Annotated in this window: 17 protein-coding genes; 5 read left to right on the top strand and 12 right to left on the bottom strand. The window is 56.5% G+C overall.

The annotated features are described in order from the left end of the window. Positions 1 to 199 precede the first annotated feature (199 nt). Positions 200 to 1,084, top strand: a complete 885-nt coding sequence (locus Q672_RS20120) for an oxygenase MpaB family protein (RefSeq protein WP_022984214.1) — start codon at positions 200 to 202, stop codon at positions 1,082 to 1,084. Here Q672_RS20120 and Q672_RS20115 read toward each other — a convergent pair. Beyond that, a complete protein-coding gene (locus Q672_RS20115; RefSeq protein WP_031225945.1) occupies positions 1,081 to 1,791 on the bottom strand; it encodes a pseudouridine synthase in 711 nt (236 codons plus the stop codon). The two genes, Q672_RS20120 and Q672_RS20115, sit on opposite strands and share 4 nt — an antisense overlap. 157 nt (positions 1,792 to 1,948) lie before the next feature. On the opposite strand from Q672_RS20115, the gene Q672_RS20110 reads away from it, so the two are divergent. The 3 genes from Q672_RS20110 to Q672_RS34270 are packed head-to-tail and all read left to right on the top strand — an operon-like array spanning position 1,949 to position 5,407. After that, complete coding sequence (locus tag Q672_RS20110; protein ID WP_022984212.1) at positions 1,949 to 4,096, top strand: TonB-dependent receptor; 2,148 nt, start codon at positions 1,949 to 1,951, stop codon at positions 4,094 to 4,096. A gap of 43 nt (positions 4,097 to 4,139) precedes the next feature. After that, positions 4,140 to 5,249, top strand: a complete 1,110-nt coding sequence (locus Q672_RS20105) for a PepSY-associated TM helix domain-containing protein (RefSeq protein ID WP_022984211.1) — start codon at positions 4,140 to 4,142, stop codon at positions 5,247 to 5,249. Further along, the gene (locus tag Q672_RS34270; protein WP_199699415.1) at positions 5,246 to 5,407 is read left to right on the top strand and encodes a hypothetical protein; all 162 of its coding nucleotides are present in this window, start codon (positions 5,246 to 5,248) and stop codon (positions 5,405 to 5,407) included. The genes Q672_RS20105 and Q672_RS34270 overlap by 4 nt, the downstream gene beginning before the upstream one ends. Before the next feature lie 84 nt (positions 5,408 to 5,491). Here Q672_RS34270 and Q672_RS20100 read toward each other — a convergent pair whose 3' ends face one another. The 6 genes from Q672_RS20100 to Q672_RS20080 form a co-directional block, all read right to left on the bottom strand. Next, complete coding sequence (locus tag Q672_RS20100) at positions 5,492 to 6,835, bottom strand: hydroxysqualene dehydroxylase (protein ID WP_022984209.1); 1,344 nt, start codon at positions 6,833 to 6,835, stop codon at positions 5,492 to 5,494. 109 nt (positions 6,836 to 6,944) lie between these two features. Further along, positions 6,945 to 7,724 carry an SDR family NAD(P)-dependent oxidoreductase gene (locus Q672_RS20095; RefSeq protein ID WP_022984208.1) on the bottom strand — a complete coding sequence of 260 codons (780 nt, stop codon included), beginning with the start codon at positions 7,722 to 7,724 and terminating at the stop codon, positions 6,945 to 6,947. Positions 7,725 to 8,090: 366 nt separating this feature from the next. Then, positions 8,091 to 8,552 carry a hypothetical protein gene (locus Q672_RS20090; protein ID WP_022984207.1) on the bottom strand — a complete coding sequence of 154 codons (462 nt, stop codon included), beginning with the start codon at positions 8,550 to 8,552 and terminating at the stop codon, positions 8,091 to 8,093. 20 nt (positions 8,553 to 8,572) lie between these two features. Further along, entirely contained in the window at positions 8,573 to 8,962 is a 390-nt protein-coding gene (locus Q672_RS20085) for a DUF4345 family protein (RefSeq protein WP_022984206.1), read from the bottom strand. A gap of 38 nt (positions 8,963 to 9,000) precedes the next feature. Continuing rightward, on the bottom strand, positions 9,001 to 9,426 hold the full coding sequence (locus tag Q672_RS0117020) for a GFA family protein (RefSeq protein ID WP_267899597.1): 426 nt from the start codon (positions 9,424 to 9,426) through the stop codon (positions 9,001 to 9,003). A gap of 130 nt (positions 9,427 to 9,556) precedes the next feature. After that, positions 9,557 to 9,862, bottom strand: a complete 306-nt coding sequence (locus tag Q672_RS20080) for a winged helix-turn-helix transcriptional regulator (RefSeq protein WP_022984204.1) — start codon at positions 9,860 to 9,862, stop codon at positions 9,557 to 9,559. Between the two features lie 148 nt (positions 9,863 to 10,010). Here Q672_RS20080 and Q672_RS20075 point away from each other — a divergent pair, with 148 nt between their 5' ends. Then, entirely contained in the window at positions 10,011 to 10,829 is an 819-nt protein-coding gene (locus tag Q672_RS20075) for an amidohydrolase family protein (protein WP_022984203.1), read from the top strand. On the opposite strand, the gene Q672_RS20070 is transcribed toward Q672_RS20075, so the two are convergent. From Q672_RS20070 to Q672_RS20050, 5 genes are all read right to left on the bottom strand, one after another. Then, positions 10,813 to 11,448: a DUF1287 domain-containing protein gene (locus Q672_RS20070; RefSeq protein WP_022984202.1), complete on the bottom strand. Its 636-nt coding sequence runs from the start codon at positions 11,446 to 11,448 to the stop codon at positions 10,813 to 10,815. The two genes, Q672_RS20075 and Q672_RS20070, sit on opposite strands and share 17 nt — an antisense overlap. Before the next feature lie 74 nt (positions 11,449 to 11,522). Then, positions 11,523 to 11,921, bottom strand: coding sequence for a hypothetical protein (locus Q672_RS20065; RefSeq protein ID WP_022984201.1), 399 nt, complete (start codon positions 11,919 to 11,921; stop codon positions 11,523 to 11,525). Between the two features lie 127 nt (positions 11,922 to 12,048). After that, positions 12,049 to 12,531, bottom strand: coding sequence for a DUF695 domain-containing protein (locus Q672_RS20060; protein ID WP_158586912.1), 483 nt, complete (start codon positions 12,529 to 12,531; stop codon positions 12,049 to 12,051). A 70-nt stretch (positions 12,532 to 12,601) separates the two neighbouring features. Then, on the bottom strand, positions 12,602 to 14,134 hold the full coding sequence (locus Q672_RS20055; RefSeq protein ID WP_022984199.1) for a bifunctional GNAT family N-acetyltransferase/carbon-nitrogen hydrolase family protein: 1,533 nt from the start codon (positions 14,132 to 14,134) through the stop codon (positions 12,602 to 12,604). A 92-nt stretch (positions 14,135 to 14,226) separates the two neighbouring features. Further along, positions 14,227 to 14,601, bottom strand: a complete 375-nt coding sequence (locus tag Q672_RS20050) for a hypothetical protein (protein ID WP_031225938.1) — start codon at positions 14,599 to 14,601, stop codon at positions 14,227 to 14,229. Between the last annotated feature and the right edge of the window lie 13 nt (positions 14,602 to 14,614).

The following is a 14,614-nucleotide window of genomic DNA, read 5'->3' as shown; positions in this document are numbered from 1 at the left end:
CTTGGTAGAACCGGCAAGTTCACAGCATCTTGACCGCCAGTTACGCAATTTTTGTGACATTTGATCAGCTTTTAATGGCAAAAACGCCAGGTGGATACATATGATTTCTTTTGTCTCATTGTGCAGTGGCGCCGTGCTCGCTAGCATAAATAAAACGAGCGTATGACTGGCCCTTTGCCAGCCTTCGAGGAACCTGACTATGAACGCACAAGCCACCGCTATCGACAAAAAAACCCGGCTTGAACATCACTGGCCGGAACCCCTGACCGCCAAACAGCTGGATGCCAAGTATCCGGGCATCCTGGACAGCACCGTTTTCCTGTCTGCGGGTGCCAATATCATTATGCAGTTGTCCCTGCCTGCGGTGGGCCATGGCGTAGCCGAGAGCCGCGTGACCAGTGGTTCCGTTCTGCACAACCCCTTGAAGCGCACTCGCACAACCTTCACCTACCTGGCCGTGGCCATGATGGGCACGAGTGAAGAGAAACTGGCCTACCGCAAGGCGGTGAACGGCGCGCATAAATATGTGCATTCCACCGACGAGTCTCCGGTGAAATACAACGCCTTCGATCCCGAGCTTCAGCTGTGGGTCGCTGCGTGCCTGTATTGGGGCTTTGTGGACACCTATCAGAAGGTTCACCGCCCGCTGACCCGCGCCGAACAGGAAGAGTTTTATCAACTTGCGCACCCGCTGGGTACTACCCTGCAGGTGCGCCAGGAAATGTGGCCGAAAGACCTGGATGCGTTTGAAGAGTATTGGCAAAACGGCCTGGACAACCTGCACATCGATGAGCGGGTTCACGAATTCCTGATGATTATCGTGGACCTCAAGTTCCTGAGCCCAATCACTCAGAAACTGTTCGGGAAATTCAACCGTTTCGTCACCAGCGGTTTCCTGCCGCCGGAAATCCGCGAAGCGATGAACCTGGAATGGAATGCCGACAAACAACGCAAGTTCGACAAGACCGTGCGTTTCTTCGGCAAGACCATGAAGTTCCTGCCGCGCCCGGTTCGCCAGGCTGCTTACCTGCTGCCACTGCGTGATTTCCGCAAGCGTATGGCCAGCGGCAAGCCAATGATCTAAGCGTCAATCTGTTCGACTTCGTTTGACGTTAGCGCCCGGCATTCGCCGGGCGCTAGCGTTTCATCCAGCACCACCGATCCCACCGCCTCGCGGTGAAGTGTCATCACCCGATTGCCCGTTTGAGCAAACATGCGACGTATCTGGTGATAGCGCCCCTCTTGCAAAAAGACCCGTGCCTCCTGTTCCGCCAGGATCTCCAGTCGCGCAGGCCGTGTAACCAGCCCTTCAAATTCAAAATGCATACCGGCCGAAAACGCGGCCACATCCTCAGGCCGCAATGGACGCTCTACTGTCACCCGGTAGCGCTTCCAGACCCCGGAGTCCGGCAAGCTCAAACGCCGTGACCATTCGCCGTCATTGGTGAGCAGTACCAGGCCTGTGCTGTTAAAGTCCAACCGTCCTGCCAGATGCAAGCCCTCTCTCGCCGCTTCCGGCAACAGATCCAGCACCGTAGGATGTGTCGCATCGGTTGTCGCACTGACCACCCCTGCAGGTTTGTTCAGCATCAGATAGCGACGGGTTCCGTCGCCGAGAAGCTGGTCGTCACATTCCACCCGGTCGAAGGGACCAATACGACGCTGACGGTCCCGCGCCACAGCCCCGTTCACGCGCACACGCCCCGCCGCCAACAACGGACGCAAGGCACTGCGACTCACCTGTAGCTGTTGACTGAGAAATCGATCGAGTCGGAAGTATCGGGTTGGCATGGCTCTAGTGTAATTCAAGTTCCGCAACGGCCGATAATCGGCATAGCCAAGGGCTATGAAGCCGGTTCAAAATGCCTATTGTTAAAAAGGAACCATAACCGTTCTCATTGCGCTCACAATTCTTACAACTTTTGCTGTCACCCTCAGGAATCTGTCCATGTCCCATGCCCCGTTCCGACTGACCGCCCTCGCTGTTGCCTGCATGGCCAGCGCGGCGGCTCTTGCCGACACAGATAATGCCCATGTCCTCGAAACCGTTGAGGTACAAAGCAGCGCGGATGCGTCGAAGGAAGGGCTCAGCGAAGCCTTCGCAGGCGGCCAGGTGGCCGAGGGAGGCTCCCTGGGCATTCTGGGGAAACAGGACAGCATGGCAACCCCCTACAGTTTCACCAACTACACCGAACTGTTGATTGAAGACCAGCAAGCCGAAAGCGTGGCGGACATTCTCATGAATGACCCTGCCGTCCGGGTCGCCCGCGGTTTCGGTAACTTTCAGCAGCTCTATCTGGTACGTGGCCTGCCGGTCTACTCCGATGACATGAGTTACAACGGCCTGTATGGCCTGCTTCCCCGTCAGTACCTCGCGTCCGAGTTTATCCAGCGCGTTCAGGTATTCCGTGGTGCCAATGCCTTTCTCAACGGCGCCGCCCCTGGCGGCAGTGGTCTGGGTGGCGCCGTCAATGTATTGCCCAAGCGTGCTCCGAACTATGACGTGAATCAGTTTACGCTGGGGGTACAGTCCGGCGGGCAAGCCTATGGTGCCGTCGACCTGGCCCGCCGCAGTAAAGATGGTCGTGCCGGCATCCGGTTGAACGCCGCCCGTCGTGATGGCGACACCGCGGTGGATGGTGAGAACCAGAAGATCTCCATGTCCCACATTGGCGTGGACTTCCGTGAAGAGAACCTGCGTATTTCCGCTGACCTGGGCTTCCAGAAATTCAGCATGGATGCCTCTATGCCCAGCATCACTTTCTTGTCAGGAGTGAGTAACCCCAAAACACCCGATGCCGATAAGAGCGTCGCGCAACCCTGGACCTACTCCAATTCCGAGGACCTTTTCGGAACAGTCCGGGCGGAGTATGACTTTGCTGACAACGTCACGACCTGGGTTGCACTGGGTGGCCGCGAAGGCAAGGAAGACGCCATCTTTGCCAACCCCAGGAATGTCAGCTCCGCAGGTGACTACACCGCCAACCGCTTTGACAATGTCCGCGAAGACACCGTCATCACCGGCGAAGCCGGGGTTCGCTGGAGCCAGCTCACCACAGGCCCGGTAACCCACACTCTGAGTCTCTCCACCGCGAGCTACGAGCTGGAATCCAAGAACGCCTATCTCTTCGGCTCAGGTGTCACCGGGAACATTTATGGCCCCACCGAAATGGCCATTCCACCTGCCCCCTTCGCGGGGGGCAACATGGATGATCCCGGCACCACCATTCGTACCGAATTACGCAGTGTCGCCTTTGCCGATCAGCTGAGCATGCTCAACGACAGCCTGCTGGTAACGCTTGGTGGCCGCTATCAGGAAATCGAAGACACCAGCTACGATTACATCACCGGCAATCGCAGCAACAAGTACGAAGATAATGCCGTCACCCCATCCGTTGGCCTGCTCTACCGATTGACCGAGTCCGTGTCCCTGTACAGCAATTACATTGAAGGTCTTGTGGCCGGAGGCAATGCCCCCGCCAACAACAATGGGCCCGTGGCCAATGCCGGTGAAACCATTGCCCCCTTTAAAACCGAACAAGCCGAGATCGGCATGAAGTTTGACGCTGGTAACCTCGGCGGCAGTGTCTCTTTGTTCCAGAGCGAGAAGCCCATCACCGGTTTCGACAGCAACAACAAGTTTGAAATCGTCGACGACCAGACCAACAGAGGGCTGGAACTGATGGCCTACGGCAAGCCACTTGACAGCCTGACGGTGCTGGGCGGTGTCAGCCTGCTCGATACCGATGTCGACGGTGAAAAAGCCATTGGCTCCCCGGACACCCAGGCCAATCTGAACGTGGACTGGGCCGTCCCCGGCACGGAAGGCCTGTCCCTGGATGGACGCATCATCTATACCAGCTCCCAGTACGTAGATGCCGCCAACACCGCCAAGATTCCCGACTGGACCCGCCTTGATCTGGGTGCCCGTTACCTGGTTCCCATCGGTGAAACGAAAATGCTCACCCTGCGCGCCCGGGTCGAGAACGTGGCGGATACCGATTACTGGGCCTCTGCGGGTGGCTACCCGGGTTCCAGTTATCTGACCGTCGGCGCACCTCGTACTGTTATGCTCTCCGGTACCTACGAATTCTGAAACAACGGATACGTCCCGGCACCGCCGGGACCAGCCAGCCTATATGAAAGCCAGCACACTCCGTCGCTGGTCCTGGTGGCACACCTGGACCAGTCTGATCAGTACCCTGTTCCTGTTGATGCTGTGCATTACCGGGTTGCCACTGATCTTTCATGATGAACTGGACAGCGTTCTGCACAGCGACACCTGGCAACCGGCCAATCCCGGTGGTGAGTGGTTAAGTCTGGACCAGATCCTCGATCACGCTGCGGCCAACCGGCCCGGCGAAGTCCCGCTTTACATGAGCTTTGATGTGGACCGCCCGGTGATCAATGTGACCACCGGACCGGCACCGGACTCTCCCGGCAGCGACATGCTGATGAGCTCCTTCGATCGCACCAGCGGCGAGCTGGTGCCCTACCACGAGGGGTTCGACATCATGCACTTCCTGCTGCAGCTGCATACGGACATGTTCCTCGGCTTGCCCGGCATGCTGTTCCTTGGCGCCATGGGCGTGCTGATGATCATCGCCATCGTTTCCGGTGTGGTGCTGTATGCGCCATTCATGCGCAAGCTGGATTTCGGCACCCTGCGAACGCAGCGGTCCCGCCGCATCAAGTGGCTGGATTACCACAACCTGCTGGGTATCGTCACCGTCGCCTGGCTCACCGTGGTCGGACTGACCGGAGTGATCAACACCCTGGCCGATCCCATCACCGCCACCTGGCGCAGCCAGGCACTGGCCGATCTCACCGCCGGTTATCAGGATACGAGCGTTCCCACACCCGCGCAGATGGCCTCCCTGGACGCCGCCGTTGAGCAGGCCGTTGCCGCCGCCCCGGACATGACCCTGCAGTTCGTGGCGTTCCCCGGGGGCTCCTGGTCCACCGACTTTCACTATGCCATCTTCCTGCATGGCAACACGCCGCTGACCTCACACATCATCACTCCGGTGCTGGTGGACGCCCGCACCGGTGAGTTTGCCGACATGCGGGAAATGCCCTGGTACAACAAGGCACTGTCCTTGTCCGGCCCGCTACATTTTGGGGATTACGGCGGGCTGCCGCTGAAAATCATCTGGTTTGTACTGGACCTGTTCACCATTGTGGTACTGGTAAGCGGCCTGTATCTCTGGTGGGTGCGCCGCGGCAATGCTGCACCGGGAGGCGCATGATGAAGCGTATCTTTGCCCTGCCATTACTGATCGCCATCACCAGCACGGTGGGACTGCTGTCCGCCTTGCTGGGTGACGGGGTGTATGACTGGGTATCCTGGTTAGGGCTTGGGGTACCGGTTATCGCCACCGGCTACGCCTACAGCAAACGTCGCTGAAACGCGTCACGGCCATTGCCATACCAGTGTGGCAGTGGCCGATGGCCTCTGAACGGGACAACGCACGCGGTTAAACTTCGGATGTCATCCCTCGCTCTCCAAAAGGGCTTCCACAGCGCGGGCCGCACTTTGACATGCCCCTTCCATAGTGGTGGTCCATTCCGTGTTGGTCCAGTCACCGGCAAGCGCTAAACCTGTCACCGACGTTTTCTGCTCAGGACGAACCCCTGACGTTCCCGGGCGCTGGGCAAAGGTGGAATGCGGCATGCGCACAATGTGGCTGTGAATCACCTGGGCATCTCTGGCCTTTGGATAATAACGACGCAACATCTCCATCTGGATAGCGATAATCTCGTCGTTGGACTTCTTGATCAGCTCGTAGGAGGCCGACACCGTGGTCGAGAAGAACCAGTGACCTGCAGGCTCCCGCCCATGCATCCGTTGACGATCCCAAACCTGTTCGAGGACCCCCTCTCCGTCGTAAAGAATTTCGCCCCAGTCTTCCATGCCGATATCGCGATCCAGGTACAAATTAACGCTGACAATGGGTACCGGGGTCAGCGCCTTCACTGCCCGCTCAATTTTTTCGTGCTCTGGCATTTGTTCCAACAAATCCTTCACCTGCCACACCGGCACCGCACAGATCACCGCATCCGCCTCCAGCTCCTCTCCATCACGCAGCGTGACGCCTTTCACCACACCCTCAACGATATCAATACTCTTCACCGGAGAGCGGGTACGCACCGACACATTATTCAGGCGGAAGAAGGCTTCGGCGCTGCGCACGAACAGGGTATCCAGATCCACCGTCGGGTAACCGATAGACACCGGGGTACGCATCTTCACGCCCTTGCGCATCCCTGTCACCAACAAGTCCGCAGGCACCTTGGCCGATGAGATGTCCGGCTTGTCGCCAGTCAAACCGATCACGATACCGTCCCACATGGCGCGGCGGGCAGACAAAGGCAGTCCCACGCGGTCGAACCATTGCGCAGCGGTAATCTGATCAAGATCGGCGGGTTGCTTTAGTGCTTCTCCAAAAATTCGTGCCTGGGCACGGGCCGTGCGCAGTTTGTCGAGCCCCTTGACGCCAGGCAAGTCGCCAACCATGGCCCGCAGCCCATCCAGGCCCCAAAATGCAGTTCGGCGGGTTTTCCCCCCTGGCATACGAGCCGTCATGTGACCGGGAAATTCAACGTGGTGGCGGGTCCCGACGCTGTCCAGATAGCGGAACAGATTCTCGTAACCACTGGCAAACACATGCTGCCCATTGTCAGGGACGTCGTTCACCTCTTTCTGTGGAATCGCGATCGTTCGCCCACCCAGGGCCCCGCGCCGCTCCAGTAGCGTCACCTCATATCCGGCTTCCGCCATCCACACTGCCGATGCCAACCCAGACAGGCCACCGCCTACCACAATGCATCTCATTCTCGTTTCTCCTATCCCTGAGTAACTCGCGAGATTAGCAAGGGAAAGGCCCGCCGGGGACACACAAAATCGAGGAAGATGAACACCCTTAACCGCGGAGCGGAAGGCATCAGAAGATGATCTCCATGATACGGCGCATCAGGGTATAGGGCAGCAGGCGGGCCGAGAGCGTCGCGAGCCAGTTGATCAGCCCGGGGACAACTTCACGCCGCCCGCGGTGCAACCCCTTTAGCGCTGACCAGGCCACCGCTTCACTCTTGCCGGTGAGCAGCTTCGCGAGCAGGTTCCGCTGGTGACCTGCCACGTCAAAAAACTCGGTTTCGGTGGCGCCGGGTGACACAACCGTGACCCGTACCCCTGCCGGCCGCAGCTCTCCGTTCAGGGCATAACCCAACGCCCGCACATAGTGTTTGCAGGCGCTGTAACCGGCATAGCCCGGAATCGCCATGTGTCCGGCCACTGACGCCACCAGCAGCACATAGCCTTCGCCCCGGGCCTGCATTCGGGTGGCAAAATGGTGAGTGAGGTGCGTCAGGGCGGTCATGTCTACGTCCATCATGCCCTGCAAATGGTCCCAGGGCATCGCCACAAACGGCTCCTGCAGCCCAAGACCTGCATTGTTGATGAGGATGTCCACTTTCACCCCGCGCCCATCCAGCGCATCCAGCATGGCCTGCCGTGACACCGGGTCCATCAGGTCACAGGGCAACACCAGCACATCCACCGAAAATTCCGCCAATAGCGTATCCCGCAGGGATACAAGACGGTCCTCACGGCGGGCAGTGAGCACCAGGTGCGCTCCTGCAGCGGCCAGCAACCGGGCGTAATCCTTCCCCATGCCGGAAGAGGCCCCGGTAATCAACGCAGTCTTGCCAGAAAAACGCTTCATCTCCAACTTCCCTTGTCACGCCAACCGTCAATGTCGCTGCAGGTATCACTGCAAGCATCGGCAAATTGCCAACAAGGAGGTGATGATTCAACCAAACCGGGAAACACCGGGTGACCAAAAATCGATGGAAGCGACCAAAGTGATCCCGGTCAGAAACGATCACCCAGGGGAACACTGTCTTCGCTGGAGAAAAAACCGCAAAAAAAGCTGAATTCGCACGGACAAAAACGATCAAGCCCGGTAAATACCGGCTTCAGCGCCCCTCAGGAGAGACAAGACAGGAAAGATCAGAAAGTGGCCAAAAACACATACCCTGCGAACAGCGTGGATCACACCATCGATATGATCTGCCGCCGTTCGCACAATTCACTTACCTGCTTCCAGAATAGGGAGCCCGGCTTCGGTCGGAATGTAGATCCTTTCTCCCTTGCCATCCTGAAGCCCCTTGATCCAGATATAGCGAAGGTACTCTTCGTTGTTTTTAAGTGACGCGCCTATAATTCGGTTCGCCTCGGCAGCGGCCTTCGCGCGTTCGATGTCCGCAGCCCCCTCCGCCTTTGCACGAGCGATTTGAGCTTTCCCCTCAGCCTCCGCTAACGTAATGCGTGCCTTGGCCTGCATCAGGGCGGCCTGCTCACGGGCCTTCGCCTCCTCTATGAGGATTTGCTTGGACCATTGCGCTTCCTTTAATGCCGCACGCCCATTCAGCTCCTGGCGATAAACGTTATATTTCGGCCAAATCCAGAACGCGAGAACCAACAACAAGACAACCGCCAACACCAACGTTATCAGGCTCCCCAGGGCCAGAGCCTGTCGATTCTGATACATATCCCCCCCAATCGTTTATTTTATTCCTGATGAAATGAAGGCCGTAAGGCCAGCACCACAAAGCTGACGGCCACGGCGAGGATTTCCAGGGCCAGATACAGATACATAAAGCCATTGGCAGATCCATCCACGATGAGGCCATAGCAGCGTCCCACCGCCATGCCGCCAAGCACCAGTATCACAGCCCAGACGCCGGCGCGTTGCGTTGCCGGCTCGCCAGCGAGTTTGAATAACACAACGGCAAGCCCCAAAGACAACCCACCGTAAGTGGCTCTAACATCGATCAGGGTGGATGGCATCACTGGCACCTCACCCAATTGCCGCAGCAGAAATATTTGCGGCCAGAACAAGAAAGCCGTTCCGTAAAACAGGAACACAGTTGCGACTATCCGTACCAGTAAAGCTTGCATGTGTAGCCTCCTCGGCCCGCAATCGTACAATCTGGTTTTCAGGTTGAATCAGAGCCAGAATGATTCGCCAGAAACTCGGCAAACAGCTCTTCGCCGGTAACATGTCGGGTCTTTTCTGCAAAGGAATAGAAGGATGGTTTACGTTCAATAAAAAGCTGTTGCGTCAGCTGCCAGTTTTCGTACTCCTGAAAAAGCCCAACGGGTATAGCGGTGTGCCCCCCCTGGCGAAGCCGGTAAAAAAGGTGCGTGCCACACTCACGGCAGAACCCGCGCTCCGCCCAGTCTGATGAAGCAAAAACCACAACGTGGTCCTCACCATTCACCACTACATCGTCATCACACTCAACGGCAAGCAAGGGACCTCCGCCCCATCGTCGACAAATATCACAGTGGCATACAGCAACATGCGGTGAATTTGGAGTAGCACCAAGGGAAACAGCACCGCATAAACAGCGGCCAGTCATGGGAGCCGGGAAATGCATGTCGAAATCCGTCCGTGGTAACTTGCACTGCTCTACTGTACCCCGACTCTGCACACTTGGCAGCCCCATTCACCGGTCACGCAGAGTCAGGCCAAAACAGAGCCATAACGAATCAAGAACGCCCATAACACGCGAGATCCGCGCGCCCCGTCTGCCTTGCCCACTCATCTGCCCACTCAGCCAGGGGACCCATTGCCTTCATCAACTTAAGGCCAAGGTCTGTGAGGGCATACCCCTTGCCATCTTCGAGTATCACCACCCCGGCCTCCCGAAGCTCCTTGAGACGAGACATGAGAACATTTGGAGAACTGATTCCACACTCTTGCTGCAACGCTCGACTGCTCTTGTGTTGATGCTCCCTCAGGCACCACAGAATCCGCAACGACCAACGGCGGCCCAGTAAATCCAGTGCCACCATAATTGGCTGTCCCGATTGGGAATTACGTACCGGCTGTCCCGGCTTGACTGAACGGGTTCTCGCCACACTTGATCTCCCGGCTTTACGCTACTAAATTGATAGCGCTATTTATCTGATAGCAAATTTTAACAGAAAATGAGGACAAACCATGATCATTGATGCTTGGGCTCAACACCCTACCCTGCGCCACCTTCAGGATCCTATTTTCGACTCCCTGAGGCGCTGGACTAAAACACCTGCCCCCTCCTCGGAACTCCCTGTGTCTGCCACCGTAGCGATGATGGATGCCGCCCAGGTCGACCTGAGTCTGATTTCAGCCTGGGAAGCACCGGGGAAAACCATGATCTCCAATGATGAAGTAGCGCAGTTTGTCCACCAGGCACCTAACCGGTTACTCGGGATTGGTTCCGTGGATATTTCCCGTCCAATGGCTGCAGTTCGGGAAATTCGTCGCTGTGTTAACGAGCTGGGGTTCAAGGGAATCCGAGTACTTCCCTGGCTGTGGGGAGTGCCACCCACCGACCGCCGTTTTTATCCTGTTTATACGGCCTGCGCTGAAATGGGCGTTCCATTCTGTACGCAAATTGGCCACACCGGACCGTTAATGCCGAGTGAAGTCGGTCGTCCCATTTATCTGGACCAGGTTGCGCTGGATTTTCCTGAACTAAAAATTGTGGGTGGTCATATCGGCTACCCCTGGACTGAAGAAGCGATTGCCATCGCCACCAAGCATGAGAACGTCTTCATCGACACATCTGCGTACACCGCAAACCGTTATCCGTCAGCGCTGGTGGAGTTCATGCGCGGACACGGCCGCAGCAAGGTCCTTTTTGGTACCAATTATCCTATGATCCCGGCCGAGAAAGCCCTTGAGGATCTGGACCAGTTGGCTCTCGATGACGAAAGCCACGCCCTGTTCCTTGCTGGTAATGCTCAGAGGGTGTTTGAGCTTACCTGGAACGGGTAATGTCCTGGCGGGTACTTCCGGTAGCCGCCGAAGGCGGGTAGCGATAATGCCCGGTGATCTCGTAGTCGAACAGCATATCCTCCAGTTCAGGGCCGGCACCAATGTTATGCACTATCAGTGGAGTGTCGCTGCCCTCAACCTTGCGGTCAGTCACAATACCGATATGCGGCAAGTTACCGGGTAACACCCATGTAACCATGTCACCGGGGGCATAGTCGGCGGGCCGATGGCTGACGGGAAAAGATTCACCATGTCGGCGGAAGAAAGTTTGCAAGTTGGGGACGCGGCGGTGGTCGATATTCCGATCGGTGAAATTCAACCCCCAGATCCGTTTCGACGGATAAGCGGCGAAATTGCTGACCATATCCTCATGGACCAATACCTGCAGATCAACGCCCAGTGCGCGGTAAGCCCGGATCACCACATCCGTACAGACACCGATATTGGAAGGGACATCACCATTTGGGTAAACCAACGCATAGTAGGCGCCGTTGTAACTAACCTGATGGCGTGTACGCTCCAGAGCTGCCAACACCAGCATCTGCTGAAACGTGGTTGCTTGCACCGTTCCTGGCACCAGCAAGCAAAGTAGCGTTACCCCTGCTACCAGACGTTTCATCTTTTTTCCGTCTCTTTCCCACCTCGATTCAGCAGACGGCCTCACATGGACCAACGCAGCGCCGGCGGGAATGATCAGTCATGGGAGCGTTGAGTCAGCGCCACCCAGCCGAAGAACACCATAAAGGCCAGATCGTTGAGCCCATAGATGCTGTAAAACACCCCGGCAAACAAATCCTGCTCATACACCGCACCAAGGCTATGGCTCGACATCCATACAGACCAGGCCACCACATACACCAGCTTCTCTACGGCAAACGCTGCCGCCAACCAACGAAGATCTCCCCGGACAAAAGCTGCCCCCAGATAAGCCAGCCCCCATACTACAATCATCATGAGCCCAAAGTTGGACATGACCACCGGGTCCGCCTGATTAATGGCATCATTGGTAAAGGCACGGGAGAAAAGCATCACCCCACCGATATTCATCAATGCCGCCGCAATAAAACCGTTACGAGTCAGGTTGCTATTCATTCTTTCTCCAAGGCAACACATTATTGTTTGATAAAGGCCAATCAGCACATCAGACATTCATGACTGCAGGATCGGTTTGGCAAGCTACGCCCGGAAAGCACTTGTAGGCATAACAGGTCAAAGGCGCTCAGCGATAAAGCGACCAACCCGGATCATGAGCGACCTCATAACCCCATTGTAGTGTTGATTCCTGTTGTTTCATGCTTTCAAGCACACCCTCAACCGTATCAGGCTGTGCAGTGTAAAAAACCAGTTGGCGCATTCTCGGGAGAGTCAGCACAACAGCAATGACAGTATCACTGTTTTTCAGAGCCGCCCCGACCTTATCTTCAAATTGATACAGTTCATGAGAGGCTTCGGCTACAGGAAACCCGTTCTCATCCACGCGGTTAATCCCGATCGCAATCATCACCCGGTAGGGGTAAGCCTTTCGACTCTTTGCCACCGCCAACGCGCCGCGGTTTTGTCTGACTATCAAGGGCGCGCCATCAACAGACCCACGGCTAATTTCCCAGGATTCCTCTTGCTCATCGATTGCTATCACGCTACTCGCGCAAGCCAGCAATGCCAAACTCACAGAGCCCACCACAAGCATTTTAATAATTTTCACGACTATCCATGTCCCTATTTTCTTCAACAACTCGGCATTACAGGATAATGATATCCAGTAGAAGTCGGGGTTAGCCTTTATTCTTCCAATCCAGACTATAAAGGTCATCCCTGCGATCGCGCAGATTGGTCACCGACCCCTCCCGGTGCAGCAGTTTCAGTTTTTCCAGATCCACATCCGCAAACATCAGCATTTCGGTGTTGGGTACCGACTCACTGATGATGGCATCGTGGGGGAAATAGAAATCGCTGGGGGAAAATACCGACGACTGGGCGTACTGGATATCGACCGCATCCACCCTGGGCAGATTGCCCACGGAACCGGCGATGGCCACGTAGCATTCGTTTTCGATGGCGCGAGCCTGGGCACAATGACGCACCCGCAGATAACCATTCTTGGTGTCAGTCCAGAACGGGACGAACAGGATATCCATCTTTTCTTCGGCCAGCAGACGGCCCAGCTCCGGAAACTCCACGTCGTAGCAGATCAGAATACCGACCCGACCGGCATCGGTATCGAATACCTGTACCTTGTTGCCGCCCTGGATCACCCAGTCCCGACGCTCATGGGGCGTGATGTGGATCTTGTACTGGGACTCCACCGACCCGTCACGGCGCATCAGATAAGCGACGTTATAGACCTTTTCATCTTCAATCACCGGCATGGAACCACCGACAATATTGATATTGTAACTCACGGCCATATCCGCCAGCGCATCACGCACTTCATCGGTAAAACTGGCCAGGAAACGCACCGCTTCCACTGAGTTCAGTTCCGGACGCAGGCCCATGAGTGGCGCACTGAAAAATTCCGGCAACACGGCAAAGTCCGCGCGATAATCCGATAACGCGTCGATAAAGAATTCCACTTGGTTAAGCAGGTCCTGCACATCCCGTGCCGCCCGCATCCGCCGCTGGACAACGCCCACTCGAACCACGGTACGACGGGGCCACTCAGTATCTTCATCTTCCGGTTCATAAAGAATGTTGTCCCATTCGAGCAGCGTCGCGTACCCGCGAGAGTCTTCATCCTCCGGCAGGTATTGCTTCATGAGACGTTTCACATCGAAGCCATTGGACAGCTGAAACGACAGAATAGGGTCGTAGATTGCGCGGGCTTCTACCTGCTCAATGTATTCGGTGACCTTCATCTGATCTGCGTATTTGGAAAAGCCTGGCAAACGACCACCGGCCAGAATGGCACGCAGATTCTCTTCCCGACACAGCTCCTTGCGCGCCTCATAAAGCCGACGCCCCAGACGGTAACCGCGGTATTCCTTGTCCACAAACACATCCAGACCATAGAGCGCATCCCCCTTGCGGTTATGGGAACGCACCTTGTCGTCGGTGATCAGGTCTTCATAGCGGTGCGGGTTGGAGAAGCGGTCGTATTTCACCTTGATGGTTAGCGCGGTTGCCACCAGTTCCCCGTTATCCTCTATCACCAACTGCCCTTCCGGAAAAATACGGATCAGGGTGCGAATAGTGTCTTCCGGCCAGGCCCCGCCAATGTCGTGATAGACCTGGTCCATCAGTCGTGCCAGCGCCGGGTAGTCTTCTTCGGTCAGGGTGCGCAGGCGCAGGCGGGTCGTTTCTTCAGCCATAAAAACTCCTTGTGGATACGCAGCACCGCTCTGTGCGGAGCGCTGCAGCACATGAAACATCAACAACATTACCGCTTTGAGGCCGGGCTCTATCAGGCATTCAACGGCGGGAACGGAATCAGCCAACTCATGGCACGATTGTGCAGCGCATCGGGGCCTGTAGGATAGAGGGCAACGCCATCGGGACGAATAAAAATCACCCCTCCATCATTCAGTGCGACGTAGCCGGAAGCATGCTCACGCACAAACCCGCAGGCTTGCCCCCAGGACGGTTGCAGCGAGGGTGGAATGCTTTCGTAGCCAATGACACCATTGGCAAGGGGGTCATCGATGGCGACCCGGTCACGATAGAGGCCAATAGCATCTTCCCCCACCAGCAGCACCATGCCCTGATGGAAGTGCAGCAGGGTCACATTGCCACGGCCGTTGAGAGTCAGATTTTCCTGGCGATCGATAATGGTATCCATAAGCAACCTTGGC

The sequence above is a fragment of the Alcanivorax sp. P2S70 genome, from assembly GCF_000475295.1.
In the GTDB taxonomy this organism is placed as follows: Bacteria; Pseudomonadota; Gammaproteobacteria; order Pseudomonadales; family Alcanivoracaceae; genus Alcanivorax; species Alcanivorax profundi.
The sequence above is the reverse complement of the archived record's forward strand: the minus strand, read 5'-3'. Positions and strand labels throughout refer to the sequence as shown.